This window comes from Dokdonella fugitiva (assembly GCF_004342425.1).
GTDB lineage: Bacteria > Pseudomonadota > Gammaproteobacteria > Xanthomonadales > Rhodanobacteraceae > Dokdonella_A > Dokdonella_A fugitiva.
On sequence record NZ_SLWQ01000010.1, the window covers coordinates 160,367 to 175,897 of the forward strand.

General features: G+C 69.0%; 15 protein-coding genes. 7 read left to right on the forward strand and 8 right to left on the reverse strand.

Annotated elements, in window-relative coordinates:
- Positions 1-31 precede the first annotated feature (31 nt).
- On the reverse strand, positions 32-721 hold the full coding sequence (locus tag EV148_RS16005) for a YggS family pyridoxal phosphate-dependent enzyme (protein ID WP_131999871.1): 690 nt from the start codon (positions 719-721) through the stop codon (positions 32-34).
- 91 nt (positions 722-812) lie between these two features.
- On the opposite strand from EV148_RS16005, the gene EV148_RS16010 reads away from it, so the two are divergent.
- Positions 813-1,850 carry a type IV pilus twitching motility protein PilT gene (locus EV148_RS16010; protein ID WP_131999847.1) on the forward strand — a complete coding sequence of 346 codons (1,038 nt, stop codon included), beginning with the start codon at positions 813-815 and terminating at the stop codon, positions 1,848-1,850.
- Here the strand turns inward: EV148_RS16010 and EV148_RS16015 are convergent.
- The 4 genes from EV148_RS16015 to EV148_RS16025 form a co-directional block, all read right to left on the reverse strand.
- Complete coding sequence (locus EV148_RS16015) at positions 1,843-2,172, reverse strand: hypothetical protein (protein ID WP_131999848.1); 330 nt, start codon at positions 2,170-2,172, stop codon at positions 1,843-1,845. The genes EV148_RS16010 and EV148_RS16015 overlap by 8 nt on opposite strands.
- A 131-nt stretch (positions 2,173-2,303) precedes the next feature.
- Positions 2,304-3,650: a PQQ-dependent sugar dehydrogenase gene (locus tag EV148_RS16020; protein ID WP_131999849.1), complete on the reverse strand. Its 1,347-nt coding sequence runs from the start codon at positions 3,648-3,650 to the stop codon at positions 2,304-2,306.
- A gap of 163 nt (positions 3,651-3,813) precedes the next feature.
- Positions 3,814-3,966 carry a hypothetical protein gene (locus EV148_RS18560; protein WP_158287508.1) on the reverse strand — a complete coding sequence of 51 codons (153 nt, stop codon included), beginning with the start codon at positions 3,964-3,966 and terminating at the stop codon, positions 3,814-3,816.
- The gene (locus EV148_RS16025) at positions 3,963-4,295 is read right to left on the reverse strand and encodes a BON domain-containing protein (protein ID WP_131999850.1); all 333 of its coding nucleotides are present in this window, start codon (positions 4,293-4,295) and stop codon (positions 3,963-3,965) included. Before EV148_RS16025 ends, EV148_RS18560 begins: the two co-directional genes overlap by 4 nt.
- Before the next feature lie 153 nt (positions 4,296-4,448).
- Here EV148_RS16025 and EV148_RS16030 point away from each other — a divergent pair, with 153 nt between their 5' ends.
- Positions 4,449-4,664, forward strand: a complete 216-nt coding sequence (locus tag EV148_RS16030; RefSeq protein ID WP_131999851.1) for a hypothetical protein — start codon at positions 4,449-4,451, stop codon at positions 4,662-4,664.
- 40 nt (positions 4,665-4,704) lie between these two features.
- Here the strand turns inward: EV148_RS16030 and EV148_RS16035 are convergent, their stop codons facing one another.
- The gene (locus EV148_RS16035) at positions 4,705-5,412 is read right to left on the reverse strand and encodes a ParA family protein (RefSeq protein WP_131999852.1); all 708 of its coding nucleotides are present in this window, start codon (positions 5,410-5,412) and stop codon (positions 4,705-4,707) included.
- Between the two features lie 322 nt (positions 5,413-5,734).
- Here EV148_RS16035 and EV148_RS16040 point away from each other — a divergent pair, with 322 nt between their 5' ends.
- From EV148_RS16040 to EV148_RS16050, 3 genes are all read left to right on the forward strand, one after another.
- Positions 5,735-7,087, forward strand: a complete 1,353-nt coding sequence (locus tag EV148_RS16040; RefSeq protein ID WP_131999853.1) for a hypothetical protein — start codon at positions 5,735-5,737, stop codon at positions 7,085-7,087.
- A gap of 62 nt (positions 7,088-7,149) precedes the next feature.
- Complete coding sequence (locus EV148_RS16045; protein ID WP_131999854.1) at positions 7,150-8,055, forward strand: metal ABC transporter substrate-binding protein; 906 nt, start codon at positions 7,150-7,152, stop codon at positions 8,053-8,055.
- A complete protein-coding gene (locus tag EV148_RS16050; RefSeq protein ID WP_131999855.1) occupies positions 8,052-8,840 on the forward strand; it encodes a metal ABC transporter permease in 789 nt (262 codons plus the stop codon). The genes EV148_RS16045 and EV148_RS16050 overlap by 4 nt, the downstream gene beginning before the upstream one ends.
- 51 nt (positions 8,841-8,891) lie before the next feature.
- On the opposite strand, the gene EV148_RS16055 is transcribed toward EV148_RS16050, so the two are convergent.
- Positions 8,892-10,394: a S10 family peptidase gene (locus EV148_RS16055; RefSeq protein WP_131999856.1), complete on the reverse strand. Its 1,503-nt coding sequence runs from the start codon at positions 10,392-10,394 to the stop codon at positions 8,892-8,894.
- Positions 10,395-10,518: 124 nt separating this feature from the next.
- Entirely contained in the window at positions 10,519-12,300 is a 1,782-nt protein-coding gene (locus tag EV148_RS16060) for a SpoIID/LytB domain-containing protein (protein ID WP_158287509.1), read from the reverse strand.
- A 199-nt stretch (positions 12,301-12,499) separates the two neighbouring features.
- Between EV148_RS16060 and EV148_RS16065 the strand changes: the two genes are divergently transcribed.
- Complete coding sequence (locus tag EV148_RS16065; protein WP_131999858.1) at positions 12,500-13,618, forward strand: tail fiber domain-containing protein; 1,119 nt, start codon at positions 12,500-12,502, stop codon at positions 13,616-13,618.
- 10 nt (positions 13,619-13,628) lie between these two features.
- A complete protein-coding gene (locus tag EV148_RS16070; protein ID WP_131999859.1) occupies positions 13,629-14,660 on the forward strand; it encodes a hypothetical protein in 1,032 nt (343 codons plus the stop codon).
- Positions 14,661-15,531: the final 871 nt, after the last annotated feature.

Sequence of the window (15,531 nt, forward strand, 5' to 3'; positions counted from 1 at the left end):
CGATCGCCGCCTGCCGTTGCCGCGCGCCGCTTCAACCGGGGCCGCGCTCGCGCCGGCCGAACAGCGCGGTGCCGACGCGCACCATCGTCGCGCCTTCGGCGATCGCCAGTTCGAAGTCGTCGCTCATGCCCATCGACAACGTGTCGACCTGCGGATGGTCCGCACGCAACGCGTCGAACAGGGCGCGCATGCGCCCGAATGCGGCGCGGCGCTGCCCGGGATCGGGCGCCGGTGCCGGTATCGCCATGAGGCCGCGCAGGCGCAGGCGCGGTTCGGCAGCGACCATCGCGGCGAGCGCGGCGATGTCGCCGGGCACGCAGCCGGACTTGCTCGCCTCGTCGTCGACGTTGACCTGCACGAGCACGTTCAAAGGCGCGCGCGCCGGCGGCCGATGTCGCGCGAGCGGCGCGACGAGCTTGGGCCGGTCCAGGCTCTGCAGCCAGTCGAAATGCTGCGCGGCCTCGCGGCACTTGTTCGACTGCAGCGGTCCGATCAGGTGCCATTCCAGCGCGAGGTCGGCGAGCTCCGCCTGCTTGGCGATCGCTTCCTGCACGTAGTTCTCGCCGAAGGCGCGCTGGCCGCAGGCGGCGAGCGCGCGCACGGCCGCGGCCGGCTGGGTCTTGGACACCGCGACGAGGGTCGGCGGCGGCGCGCCGGCCGCTTGTCGCGCCACGGCAACGCGGGCCGTGACGGAAGCATAGGCGGTTTCGCAGAAATTCATCGCAAGGTCGCGCACGGTCTGGTTTTCATCTGGCTATACTGCCGCAACCGGGCGCCCGGGAGGCGCCGACTGCCGTTTCAGGGGACACGCGATGGACATTGCCGAGCTGCTGGCGTTTTCGGTCAAGAACAAGGCCTCCGACCTCCACCTCTCGGCCGGCCTGCCGCCGATGATCCGCGTCGACGGCGACGTGCGCCGCATCAACATCCCGGCGCTCGAGCACAAGCAGATCCATTCGCTGATCTACGACATCATGTCGGACAAGCAGCGACGCGACTACGAGGAATTCCTCGAGGTCGACTTCTCGTTCGAGATCCCGAGCCTGGCGCGCTTCCGCGTCAACGCGTTCAACCAGAACCGCGGCGCCGGCGCGGTGTTCCGTACCATTCCGTCCGAGGTGCTCACGCTCGAGGACCTCGGTTGCCCGCGCATCTTCAAGGAACTCATCGCGCAGCCGCAGGGCCTGATCCTCGTCACCGGCCCGACCGGTTCGGGCAAGTCGACCACGCTCGCGGCGATGATCGACCACGTCAACAAGAACGAGTACGCGCACATCCTCTCGGTCGAGGACCCGATCGAGTTCGTGCACACCTCGCAGAAGTGCCTCATCAACCAGCGCGAGGTGCACCGCGACACGCACGGCTTCAACGAGGCGCTGCGTTCGGCGCTGCGCGAAGACCCCGACTACATCCTCGTCGGCGAGTTGCGCGACCTCGAGACGATCCGCCTCGCGCTGACCGCCGCGGAAACCGGCCACCTCGTGTTCGCGACCCTGCACACGAGTTCGGCGGCGAAGACGATCGACCGCGTCATCGACGTGTTCCCGGCCGGCGAGAAGCCGATGGTGCGCTCGATGCTGTCCGAATCGCTGCGCGCAGTGATCTCGCAGAGCCTGCTCAAGAAGGTCGGCGGCGGTCGCATCGCGGCGCACGAGATCATGGTCGGCATCCCGGCGATCCGCAACCTCATCCGCGAGGACAAGGTCGCGCAGATGTACTCGGCGATCCAGACCGGCAGCCAGTACGGCATGCAGACGCTGGACCAGTGCCTGCAGGACCTGGTCAAGCGCGGCATCGTCACGCGCCAGCAGGCGATCGGTTACGCGAAGAACAAGGAAATCTTCAAGTAGCACGGCGCGCCCCGCGTCGAATCCCGCGCGTCCGCGCGGGGTCGCCCTCCTCCTTGTGGACGACCCGGGTTTCGAGGTCCTTCGCGAGCCGCTGCGCGAATGCGTTCTGCGAACGCGCCTGGTCGGGACGGCCTTCGGCTTCGCGCCGACGCCTTAGGCGCGCGATGTCCTCGTACGAGCGGAAGATGGAAAAGACGAAGCCGGATTCGCATTCGATGTCGGCGACCGAATAGTCGTTGCGCTTGTTCTTCGGCGGCTGCGGGTTCTGGTCACTCCATTGGATCAGGCGGCGACCTTCGAGCGTGTTGCGCACTTCCTTCATCTGGCGGCCTTCGCAGGTCGCGCCATCGACCCGAGCGCGTCGATCCGGATGTCGACGGCGTCGTAGGCCATTGTTCGCCGGAGACCGGTGCCGTGCCCTGGTAGTCGGCGCGCGTCGCCGTCGTCGACGGGCTAGGGCGAAAGCCGATACGCCACGCGCCAGAGCGTACCGCCCTGGTCCTCCGAGACCAGGAGCGATCCGTCGCGGGCGACCGCGATGCCGGTCGGGCGTCCCCACACGTGCGTGTCGTCGATGACGAATCCGGTCATGAAGTCCTCGTATTCGCCGGTCGGCACGCCGTCCGCGAAGCGCAGGCGCACGACCTTGTAGCCGGTACGCGGCACGCGGTTCCACGAGCCGTGCAGGGTCACGAACGCGTCGCCGCGATAGGTGGACGGGAACATCGTGCCGTCGTAGAACGCGATGCCGAGCGGCGCGGAATGCGCCTGCATCAACACGTCGGGGACGACCACGCGGTCCGCGAGGTCGGCGCGTTCGCCCGCCCAGCGCGGATCGGCGTGCGCGCCGATGTAGTACCAGGGCCAGCCGTAGAAGCCGCCTTCGCGCACGCGCGTCGCATACTCGAACGGCAGGTCGTTGCCGAGCCCGTCGCGTTCGTTGACGACGCACCACGGCGCTTTCGTCGCCGGCTGCACCGCCATGCCGGCGCAGTTGCGCAGGCCGGTCGCGTACAGGCGGGCATCGCCGCCATCCGGCGCGATCGTCCACACCGCGGCGCGGCGGTCCTCGTCGCCCCACGCCGCGCCGCGCAGGCGCGTACGTTCGAACGCGGCGATCTCCCCGGCGCTGCGCGTGGGCATGCCCTTGGCGACATTGGAAGCGGAACCGACCGCGACGAGCAGGCGCCGCGCGTCGGGTGCGGCGAGGTCGCGCGTCGAATGGCCGCCCGCGGGGATTCCCTTCAGCACCACGTCCGGTGCCGCGCTCGCGACCGTGTCGCCGTTGCGGTAGGCGTAGCGCAGGATGCGATCGGGTTGCGACACGTAAACCGCGGTCGGCTCGGGGCCCGGGGGAAAGAAGGCGATGCCGTAGGCTTCGCGCAGGCCCGTCGCGAACACGACGGGTTGCGCGGGCAGCTTGCCATCCGCGCCCGGGCGGAACACGAGCACGCGTCCGCCACCGGTCTCGGCGAGGAACACGTCGCCATTCGGAGCGACACGCAGGGTGCGCGGTTCGTCGAGTCCTTCGGCGACGAGTTCGACCGCGAAACCCGCCGGCACGGCCGGCACGCGCTCGCCACGTGCCGCGCTTCGTGCCGGACTCGCGCCGATCGTCGACTGCTGCGCGGCGGCGTCGGGCAGGTCGTCCGGGCGCAGGTGGCGGCGTACGCCGGGCGCATCATCGCGCCAGCTGCCGAATGCGGCGGAACCCTTGCGCACGGGCGTGGGCGGAGCCGCCGCGGCGGCGACGCCGGCAGCGAACAGGGCGGCGATGATGATGACGGCGCGTGCAGGCATGCCGGCGATTCTCCAGGGGCCTTTGCCGACCGTAACAGCGCAGGACGGCACGCGCCAGCGCGCGTGCCGTCCTGCCGCGGGTCCCTCCGCAGACGCCCGATCCCGGGGCTTGTCGCTTCCTCCATGGGCCGCGCGTCCCGGGTTGCCCGGCGCGCGGCGAACCTCAGAACAGGTGCGTGAAGACGTAGATCAGCAGGAGCAAGCCGGCGGGAACACCGAGCAACCATGCGAGCACGTACTTGAACATTCGACACCTCCTTGGCGTGACGGACGGCCCATGGCCGTCCATGCGGATGGGCTTGAACTCGAGGCTCACTTCACCTTGAGGCCCGAATCATCGATCGCCTTGACGCCCTTGACCTGGCGGGTGGCCGCGACCGCCTTGTCGAGCGCGGCCTGCGTCGGCAGCACGCCGATGAGGATGACCTTGCCGTCGACCGTCTTCACCGAGATGTCGGTGCTCTTCACGCCGTCCGTGGTCGCGAGTTCCGCCTTCACCTTGGTGGTGATCCAGGTATCGGTGATCGGCTGGTCCGAATTCATGGATGCGTCTTCGGCATGTGCGGTCGTCGCGAGCGCGGGAACGAACCCGGAACCGCAGGCGCAGGCGACGGTGAGGACGGCAACGGCAATCTGCTTCTTCATGGAAACCTCACGGTGTGAATGGCGGCGCCAAGCTAGGCGGCGCGCTTCGCACCGAACCTGAACGCGCCAGTGCAGGCTTCAGCCACGCGTTAGGCAACGGCGTGTGAACTGCCCGCGTGCCGCCAGGTGCACGTTCAAAGGCAGAGGCTTTCCATGCGCATCGGTCTCGTTCTCGCAGGCGTCATCCTCATCGCCCTCGGCGCCGCCGCATTCACCGGCAAGCTCGACTTCACGCACGACAAGGAGGTCGTGAAGATCGGCGAGTTGTCCGCTTCGGTGAAGGAGGAGAAGTCGGTGCCGCAATGGCTCGGCGGCGTCGGGGTCGTGGTCGGCCTGGGCTTGCTCGCCGTAGGCGCGATGCGCAAGTAGGCGCACGCGCCGCGGTGCGCCGCATGCAGCTGTCGCGCGCTCAGCTGACCAGCGTGCGCGTCGGCAGTGGCGTGACGTTGCCGCGCGGTTGCACGTCCCCGGCGCGGCGCTCGAGCCATTGCAGCAAAGGCGCCCAGTCCTCGCGGTGCGCGCGTGCCTGGCTGCCGTTGTCGTCGAACACGCTGAGTCCTGTCTCGGCGAGGCCGACATAGGTTTGCGAATCGCGCACGCGGATCATCGCGGCCTGGGTCAGGCGCTCGAGCGTCGCGTCGAGCTGCCGCGCGGAATGGGTGCGCTCGCGCAGCCGGTTCGCGACGAGGGCAACGCGCAGCCGGCCGCTGCGCACGTCGGCGAGCCTGCGCACGGTGTCGAGGAATGCGAGCGTCGCGCGCAGGTCGATCGACGACGGCACGACCGGCACGAGCACGACGTCCGCATGGCGTGCGAAACGCTCGAATTCGTGCGCGCGCAGCCCGGCCGGCGTATCGATCAGCAGCACCTCGGTCGTCGCCGGGATGCGCAGCAGCCAGCCGGCACTCAGGCCGTAGGTTGGATCGTTGCTCGCGAGCGCATGGATCGGCGGCAGGTGCGCCGCGCGCAGGCCGCACCAGGCGAGCGAGGAGCCTTGCGGATCGCAGTCGACGAGCGTGGTGCGCTTGCCGCTGCGCGCGTAGCAGCCGGCGAGGTTCGTCGTGAGCGTGGTCTTGCCACAGCCGCCCTTGCTGTTCGCGATCAGGATGCGAAACATGCCCCTTCCCCATGCCGGGCCAAGCGGCCGGTCGACGACAACCTAGCGCATGATATGCGAGTAATTCGCGAAATTCATCGCGGATCGCTTGGAATTTCCAAGGAAAAAAGCCGTATGGACGGCTCGCCGTCCAGGTCGAAGGCGGCCTTCCATGACGCGTCCGCGGCGCCGCGTCAGCTCGTTGAAAGCGCAAGTCCATTACAAGTAAGCCGTCGAGCGAGCCCCCTGACCAATGGCACACGCGGCTTCGATTGTTATAACATAACAATATCTCGACGGCGGTTCAGCGCCGGACCCGTGTCCATCCGAGTGAGTCAGTCCCATGCGTGCATTCGTCCTGGCCGCGTGCGCGGCCGTGGTTTCCCCGGCCTTGCCGGCGGCGGCGCCCACGCCCTCCGCGACCTTGCAACAGCAGTTGCAGGCGCTCGAGGCGCGGGTGGCGGCGCTCGAGGCGAACGACCGCAGGCTGCGCGAGCAGGCGGATGCGGCGAACGCCGCCGCCAAGGCGGCGCAGGACGAACTCGCCGCGTTGAAAGCCTCGACGGCGGCAGCGGTCGCCGCCGAGCCGGTGCCGGCCGCGTCGCCCGCAGCCGTGTCCGGCAGCAGCGCGAACGCGTTCAATCCCGCGATCAGCGTCATCCTCAACGGCAGCTATTCGAGTCATTCGAAAAACCCCGACGACTACGTGCGTGCGGGCTTCCCCGTCGTCGGCGAGGGCGGGCCGTCGCCGCGCGGCTTCTCGCTCGGTGAAAGCGAACTGTCGCTGGCCGCGAACATCGACGAGAAGTTCTACGGCCAGCTCACGCTCAGCGCAGAGAGCGAGAACGGCGAGGACCATGTCGGCGTCGAGGAAGCGTTCGTCGACACGACGGCGCTGCCGCAAGGTTTCAACCTGCGCCTCGGCCGCTTCTTCTCGGACATCGGCTACCTCAACAGCCACCACACGCACACCGACAATTTCTTCGACCGGCCGCTGCCGTACCAGGCCTTCCTCGGCAGCCAGTACGGCGACGACGGCGCCCAGCTGCGCTGGCTGGCACCGACCGACTTTTATCTCGAATTCGGCAGCGAGATCTTCCGCGGCGCGAACTTCCCCAGTGGCGGCGCCGAGCATTCCGGTGCGGGCGTGAAGACGTTGTTCGCGCACGCGGGCGGCGACGTCGGCACGGAGAATTCGTGGCTCGCCGGCGTGTCGATGCTGAAGTCGAGCGCCAAGGGCGCCGACGACGGCTTCAGCGGCGACAGCACGCTCTACATCGCGGACGCGACCTGGAAGTGGGCACCGCAGGGCAACTTCAAGGACGGCGGCGTGACCGTGCGTGGCGAGTACTTCTCCGACCACCGCGACGGTACCTGGAACCCGCCCGTGGACGATGGCACGCCGCTCGCGTGGCGCGGTGCGCGGCGTGGCGCTTACCTCGAAGGCGTGTACCGCTTCAACCGCACCTGGGACCTCGGCTATCGCGTCGACAAGCTGTGGGCGGACCGCCACGGCCCGTTCGCGAGCGATTTCGATCCGTACCGCAACACGCTCGAACTCAGCTGGCACAACAGCGAATTCAGCCTGCTGCGCCTGCAGTTCAGCCGCGACGAGCCGGATGCGAACACCACCGACAACGCGTTGACGCTGCAGTACCAGGTCAGCCTCGGCGCGCACGGCGCGCACAAGTTCTGAATCGAATCGATGAACGTGGGAGCGGCTTCAGCCGCGATGCTCTTGCCCTGACGGACCCAACGATGAACAGACTGACTTCGCTCTGCATGCTGGCGCTCTGCGCCGTCGCGTTCGCCGCGCCCGCGCGCGCGAACCTCAAGGTTTTCACCTGCGAACCGGAATGGGGCGCTCTGCTCGACGAACTCGGCGGCGACAAGCTCGATGTCGACGTCGCGACGTCCGCGTTGCAGGACGTGCACGTGATCGAGGCAAAGCCGAGCCTGATCGCCAAGGTGCGGCGCGCCGACCTCGTCGTCTGCACCGGCGCCGATCTCGAGGTCGGCTGGCTGCCGCAGCTCGTGCGCCAATCCGGCAATCCGAAGATCGCCTCCGGCGACGGTTCGTTCATGGCGGCCGACCAGATCACGACGCTCGAGAAGCCCGCGCAGCTCGATCGCGCCAACGGTGACGTGCATCCGGGCGGCAATCCGCATTTCCAGATGGATCCGCGGCGCGTGCTCGCCGTCGCGAAGGCGCTGTCGGCGCGCCTCGCCAAACTGGACGATGCGAATGCCGCGACCTACGCGCAGCGTCTCGCCGACTTCAGCGCGCGCTGGAACGCGGCGATCCCGCGCTGGGAGGCGAAGGCGGCGCCGCTCAAGGACCGCAACGTCGTCGTCCACCACAACAGCTGGATCTATCTCACGACCTGGCTCGGCATGCACGAGATCGGTTCGCTCGAGCCCAAGCCCGGCGTGCCGCCGACCAGCGCCCATCTCGCCACGCTCGTCGACACGACCAGAAGCCAGCATGCGCTCGCGATCATCCGCGCCGCGTACCAGGACCCCAAGCCGGCCGACTGGTTGGCCGAGCGCACCGGCGTGCCCGCGCTGACCTTGCCGTTCACGGTCGGCGGCGACGCGCAGTCGAAGGACCTCTTCTCGTTCTACGACTCGACCATCGACAAGCTGCTCGGAGCGATCAAGTGACCTTCAACACGGCCGGCCTCGACCCCGCCATCCTCGGGCCCGCGTGCGCGGCGGGCCTGATCGTGCTGTCGACGCACGTGCCGCTCGGCAAGCAGGTGCTGTCGCGCGGCATCATCTTCATCGACCTCGCGATCGCGCAGATCGCCGGTCTCGGCGTGATCCTTGCGCAGTTCCTCGGCGTCGACGAAGCGAGCTGGGGCGTGCAGGTCGCCGCGGCGCTCGCGGCGCTCGCGGGTGCAGGCCTGCTGGCGTGGACCGACCGGCGCTGGCCTGAATATCAGGAGCCGCTGATCGGCACGCTGTTCGCGCTCGCCGCGACCGGCGGCCTGTTGCTGCTCGCGAACAATCCGCAGGGTGGCGAACATCTCAAGGACCTGCTCGTCGGCCAGATCCTCTGGGTCAGTTACGGACAGCTCGTGCCGGCGCTGCTGCTGTCGATCGCGCTGCTCGCGTTCATGGGCTGGCGCCGCGGTGAACTGCACGGCCTGCTGTTCTACGGCCTGTTCGCGCTCGCGATCACGACCTCGGTGCAGCTCGTCGGCGTCTACCTCGTGTTCGCGAGCCTGATCATTCCCGCGCTCGCGACCGCGGGCATGCAGGGCAGGGGCCGCCTCGCCGCGGCCTACATCGTAGGCGCGCTCGGTTACGCGAGCGGCCTCGTGTCGTCGGCCGTATTCGACCTGCCGAGCGGCGCGCTCATCGTCTGGATGCTCGCCGCCTGCGGCCTGCTCGCGCAGCTCGTGCCAGTGGTGCGACGTTCGCATCCGGCACACCGCGCGGGATGACCCTGCGCGCATAGCGGCGCCGATCAGCGTCGCGCGACGCCGCGCGCGCGGTCAGTGGGCGGCGTAGAGTTTCATCACGTCGCGTCGCAGCGCGGCCTGGCTGTCGCCGCGGCTGTAGAACATGTGGCCGCCGGGGTATTCGGCGACGCGTACGCGGTTCGGGTCGCCCATCACCGGCATCTGGTCGACGATGAGCACGGAGGCCATGAACGGGCAGGACAGGTCGCCCCAGCCGTGCGCGATGAGCACCTGCAGCTTCGAGTCGATCGCCACCGACTGGCGCAGCTGCTGCACCGAGCCCTTGTCCATCTCCTCGCCGCGCTCCCACGCCTTGTTCACTTCGTAGCTCAGCGCGTTGTAGCGGCCGGTGTACTTCCAGCCGACCGTGCGCGTGATGAAGTCGACCATCGCGGTGGTGGTCGGCGCGATGATGCCGTCGAGGATCGGGTCGTTGGTGCGCTGCGCGGGCGCGAACGGGAACGGGTCCCACGCCGTCACGTTGGAGTCGTAGCGGCTGCCGAGCTTGCCTTCGTCGCGGAATACCTCGCGCAGGTAGGCCTGTGTCTCGAGGCGGCCGCCGGAGCGGCGCACGAACTCGGCGTCGAGGCCGGAGAGTTCGGTCACGCGCTTGACGATGCGCTCGACCGACTGCGGATCGCTGCGGCCCTTGAGCAGATCGGTGACGTAGTCGCCGCGCGTGTAGGCGACGACGTCGGCCATCGCCTGGTCGGTGAGCCGGCCGTGCCGCTCGAGGTTGGCCGCCGCGATGCTGGGCAGGGTGAGCATCCACGGCAGCGGCGACAGGTCGCCGTTGTCGTCCGCGCTTGGATCGAGGTACGGCGACACGAGCACGAGGCCGTTCATCGCGACGCCGAGGCGCGTCTGCAGGAAGTGCGTGATGCGCGGGCCGCGGAAGCCGCCGTAGCTCTCGCCGACGAGGTACTTGCGCGACATCAGGCGATCGTTCTTGACCAGCCAGTCGTAGATGATGCGCGAGAGGTATTCGATGTCCGGGCCGGTGGAGTAGAACTTCTTCTTCGCCTCGTCCTCGGGCACGCGCGCGCGGCTGAAGCCGGTGCCGACGGGATCGATGAAGACGAGGTCGGTGAAGTCGAGCCAGCTGCCCTGGTTGTCGTGCGGCGTGGCCGGATCGGACGGGCTGTTGCCTTCCGCGCCGAACTGCACGCGCTTGGGCCCGAGCGCGCCGAGGTTGAGATAGACCGAGGACGCGCCCGGCCCGCCGTTCAGCGCGAACGTGACCGGCCGGTCCTTGCCCGGCACGGTATAGGCGACGAACATGACTTCGGCGATCGTCCTGCCTTTCTCGTCGAGCACGGGCAGCGAGCCGACCGTCGCGTCGTAGGCGAGCGAACGGCCGTCGATCGTCGTCTGTTGCCGCACCGTGCGATCGGCCGGGAACGGCGGCAGCTGGGCGTAGTCGTCGCCTTTCGCCTCCTTCGCGGCGTCCTTGCCGCCGTCGTCGGCGGCGAGCGCGAGCGGGCTCGCGAACAGCAGGCAGGCGGTGAACAGCGCAGCCAGCGATGGCTTCTTCATGGACGTCCCCGGTCGGCGTGATTGCAAACCCCCAGCGTAGGCCGTCGGCCACGCACCGCGATGTGCCGGAAGTCGTGTCGGCCGATGACGCCGCCCGCCGCCGCGCGGCAGATCATCCGCACCGCTACGGCGACGCCTCGAAACCGTCGGCGAAGATGCGATCGTTGCCGCCGATCGTGATCGCCGCCGTCGCCGTGACGAGGGCGAGCGGCATGTCGCCGGTGCCGATCGCGCCGTTCTCGTCGACGTCGAGATAGAGCGACAGCAGGACGTCGTAGGCGCCCGCCGGCGTCGCGGCGGGAATGTGGAACGCGCGTGCGACCGCCGTGTCGCCCGGCGGCAGGCTCGACGGCGCATCACCCGCCGGATCGTCGATGTAGGCGCCGCCGCTGCGATGCAGGCTCGCGCCGACCAGCAGGTGGGCATGCGCCGCGCCCGCCGCGTTGTGCGCCGTCGCCGACAGCTGCACGGTCGCTCCCGCCGGCGTCGTCGAGGGCACGACCGTCACCGCGGAAAGCGACAGCGGCGAGGTCATGACCGCGGTGCGCTGGCCCGTGCCGGCGCCGTTCGCATTGGCGTTGTCGTTGTAATAGTGGTCGACGATCCACGGCCACCGCCGCGCACTCGCATCGATCGCCCAGCGCTGCGTGCCCCATTGCGACATGCCGCGGCCATGGCCGAAGCACCCGTGGCCGGTGCCGACCGCGTCGGCGAGGCAGGGCCATCCGTTCGCCGGCGAGCCCGCGAAGCCATTGCCGCAGGAGAGGTCGTTGTTGCTGCACGCGAGGCCGTCGCCCGGATCGTCCCAGCTGTTGTTCTCGGCCGAATACTCGGCGGACGCGGCCTCGCTGCCGTTGCGCGTGAGCACGATGCCGGGCGTGCGCGCAATCGCTGCGTCCGTATTCGCCGCGGTGCCCGCATCGTTGACCTGGCAGCACGCGCTGGAGCAGATGTCGAAGTTCGCATTGATCGGATGCGCGACGCGCCAGGCGCCGTAGCTGCGATAAGCGACGCTGCCCGCGCGCAGGCTCTGCGTGTTCCAGCTCGCGATCCACTCGCTGTCGAGCCCGCGCCGCACGTAGGTTTCGAGCGGCAGCACGCAACTGTGCGTGCAGGCGCCCGTGCAGCACGACTGCGTGCAGGCGGCATCCGCGTAACCGACGCGGATCGTCGCCGGCGGCGTGAGCGCGGGTGCAAGCGCGACGTCGATCGGCGGCACGGGCGCGCGGACGACCGGCGCCTTCGCGGCGTCGGGGGCGCCGACGCTGCCGTCGCGGCGGTCGCGCGCGCCCAGTTCCACCACGCCACGCGCGGGCGTGTCGCCGCCGAAGGCGAGCAACAGGCGTTGCACGCCGGCGATGCGCGCGAGCCCGTCGCGCTCGATGTCGGCGCGGCCGTTGGCATGCGCGTGCACGACGGTACGCCCGCCCGCCGTGCCGTCGTCATCGACCGGATCGAGCTCGAGTTCGAAGTAGCCGTCCGCATCGCTCGCCGTGTGTCGTCCTTCGACCTCGATGCGCACCCCGGCGAGTGCGTGGCCGTCGGCCGCATCACGGGCGTAGCCCTGCAGCCAGCGCGCGTGCGGCATCGCTTCGGCGCGTTGCGCGAGGCGCGCGTAGGCCGGTGGTTCTTCCAGCGGATCGAGCAGGATCGTCGTCGCCATGCCGTCGTCGGCGAGTGTGACGTCGAGTGCGCGATGCGCGTCCGCTTCGACGTGCACGCGCGCGGGCAGCGCGATCGCATAGGCGCGCACGCGCCCGTCGGCGAGGTAGCTCGCGCCGTCGTGCTCGACGCGTGCTTGCAGCGGCGCGCCGATCACGGCGTCGCGCACGGCGAGCTCGATCGCGCCTGCGGGCATTGCGACCGCGACCGCGAGCGAGCCCACCTGCCATCGAATCGAACGCATCGATCGTTCCTCCCCGGGACCTCGTTCATTCAGCCGCATCGCGCAGCCGCCGGCAATCCTGCGCGGATACGCCGCGTGTACGCCTTTCGCGCGACGACGAGGATTTCGTGACGAGCGTCACATCCGCTAGGATGGCGGCGCCATTCCGCATCGCCGCCCGAGGCGTCGCGCGCATCCATCGGACCACAGGGGGGGCACCATGCATCGCACACTTTCCATCGCCGCGCTCGCCGCGAGCGCATTCGTTTCGACGCTCGCCGTCGCCGCCGATACCACCGACGGCCGCCCGGCCGGCCACCAGCCGCAGCCGGCGGCCGGGTCCGCGCCGGCGGTGCCGGCGCCGCAGGCCGCGCGCAACGACTCGGGCACGTCGCCACAGCCGAACGACCAGGTGATCCCCGACGACCTGATCGTGCAGGGTTCGCAATGCCTCGGCATCGACTGCGTCAACAATGAAGCGTTCGGTGTCGACACGCTGCGCCTCAAGGAAAACAACACGCGCATCGTGTTCTACGACACCTCGACCGGTACGTTTCCGAATCATAAATGGCAGCTCACCGCCAACGATTCGGCGTCGGGCGGCCTCAACCGCTTCTCGATCGAGGACCTCACCACCGCCACGATTCCGTTCACCGTGCTGCCGGCACCGAACGATTCACTGTACATCTCCAACAGCGGGCGCATCGGCCTGCGCACGAACGCGCCCGTGCTCGACGTGCACATGCTAACGACCAACACGCCCGGCATCCGTCTCGACCAGAGCAATGGCGACGGCTTCGCCGCACAGACCTGGGACGTCGCCGCCAACGAGGCCAACTTCTTCGTGCGCGACGTGACCGGCGGCTCGCGCCTGCCGTTCCGCATCCGCCCGGGCGCGCCGACCTCGAGCATCGACATCGCCGCGAGCGGCAACGTCGGCATCGGCACCGCCTCGCCTGCGGCCAAGCTCGACGTCGCCGGCGACATGCTCGTGCACGGTACGATCGCGCAGCTGTCGAGTCGCAGCGCGAAGGAACATTTCGAGCCGGTCGACGGCGCCGGCGTGCTCGCCAGACTCGCCGCGTTGCCGATCAGCACGTGGAACTACATCGGCGCGGGCGACGGCGATCGTCATCTCGGCCCGGTCGCGGAGGATTTCCACGCCGCGTTCGGCCTCGGCGCAAGCGACCACTTCGTCGCGCCGACCGACGTCGCCGGCGTCGCGCTCGCCTCGGTCAAGGCGCTGCAGGAGGAAGTGCGCGAGCGCGACGAGCGCATCGACCAGCTGGAGGCGCGCCTGCGCGAACTCGAGGATCTCGTCCGCCGCGGCGCGCGCTGAGGAGGTCGCCATGTCGATTCCCTCGCTCGCACGCCTCGCGTTGTGCGCGTCGGCCGCACTCGTCGCGTCGACGTCGACCGCGCGCGTGCTCACCCTCTCGCGCCAGGACGACGCGACCGCGATCGTGCGCGACGCCGCCAGCGGCGATGTCACCAGTGGCACGCTCGCCAATCCGCCGGATCGCCTGCTCGTATCGCTCGGCGCACTCGCGGCCGACGATGCGAACGATCTCGCCTACGTCGGCGTCGTGCCCGATCCATCCGGCGCGACGCCCGATGCGCCGGCGACGGTGATCGCGGTCGCCTACGGTGCCGCGCCCGCGCCGGTCGGGACGCTCGCCGCGCCCGACGGGCTCGCCTTCGCCGCGCTCGCGTTCGACCCACCTCGCTCGCGACTCGTCGGCGTGTTCGCCGATCCCACCGGCGTGCTGCCCGGCCAGGTGTTCGTCGTCGCCACGCATGGCGGCACCTCGCTCGACCCCGCGCTGACCGCGCCGATCGACGCCGGTTGCTGCCGCTTCGCCTCGGGCATCGCCGCATGGCGCGCGGCAAGCCAGGAGCTGCTCATGGTCGGCCGCCGTGACGTCGACGGCGAGGACCAGTTGCTGCGCTTCGATTTCGCCGGCGGCACCGCGCTGCCGGCGGCCTATCCGATCGCCGGCGATCGCGTCGTTTCGCTCGCGGTCGACGCCGCGAACGGCGACGTCTACGCGGTGTTGCGCAGCGTGCTCGACTTCACCTACCTCGCACGCGTGACGTGGTCGACGCCGGGCTCGCCGGTCACGCTGTCCGCGCTCGGCAGCGCGCCGTCGACGTGCTGCTTCGTCGGCGGTGGTCCGGGAACGATCGACGGTGCCGTCGGCGAGCGCGCGATGTTCGTGCTCGGAAAAGCTGCCGATACGCCGGCGGCGATGCAGCTCTACGCGTTCGACCTCGCGAGTGGCGTGCCCTCGGTCGTGAACCCCGCGATGGACGGCTTCGGCCTGTGGACCGACGGCGCGGTCGTCGTCGCCGACGTGATCTTCGCCGACGGTTTCGACTGAAACGCCGTCATGCCGACGCCTCGTGCAGATCATCGCGAACACTTCAGTCCCGAGCACGTCAGTGTGCGCGCCACGCCTGCGAACTGAGTTCCCACCCCGCGTTGCACCGAGCGAAACGACGATGGCATACGAGTCGGTCCCCGGGACGAGCAAGCCGATAACACTTCTGGCCCGCAGCGGCCGATTGAACGTGTGGCTTCGTCCCGGCGGATTCCATCATGGCCCGAGCACCTTCTGCTCACCGCAAGGCCGAATACACGACTGCAACCGCACCGCTTGCCAAAGCGAACTCACTCGGTCACTTGCAAGGGGAGTCCATACATGAATTGTTAGGCATGCGCCCCGGAATCTGTGGGAGCAAATGCCTCTGGTGATGCAAGTAGCTTGACACGGAAAGCATGAGCCAAAGTCTCGTCGCTTGGCACAGCAGCCCAGTACAGCTGGTTTAGGCGCTCCTCAGTCTCGTCAGTCTCGTCTGGCGGCTGCTGAAAGACACGGGCTGCCTCAGGCAAGCCAAAGTAGTTGAAGCCAGCCACTGCCGAAGCGACCTCAGGCTGGCTCAAGCACTCCAGGGCGTGAACCACGCCACCATTCATTGCGAGGCCGTGCGCGAGCAGAAGTGACGCAAGAGCTTTGTCTCCGGCGGCTGGCGACGGCCCGCCAGACTCAAGGCAAGCACGGTTCCATATTTGTTCCTGCCGAGAGAGTTTCACCACATGCCTAACGGTTGAGTTGAGCGGCGCGCGCGCCGACGTGTGAGCTTGGCACTTTATCCATCACGCGTCCGCTCGAATGATCGAATGGACTCCCCTCGTGTCGCCACACGGCTTCGATGAGCCAGACTGAAAGGTTTAGCCTTCAGGACACGGGA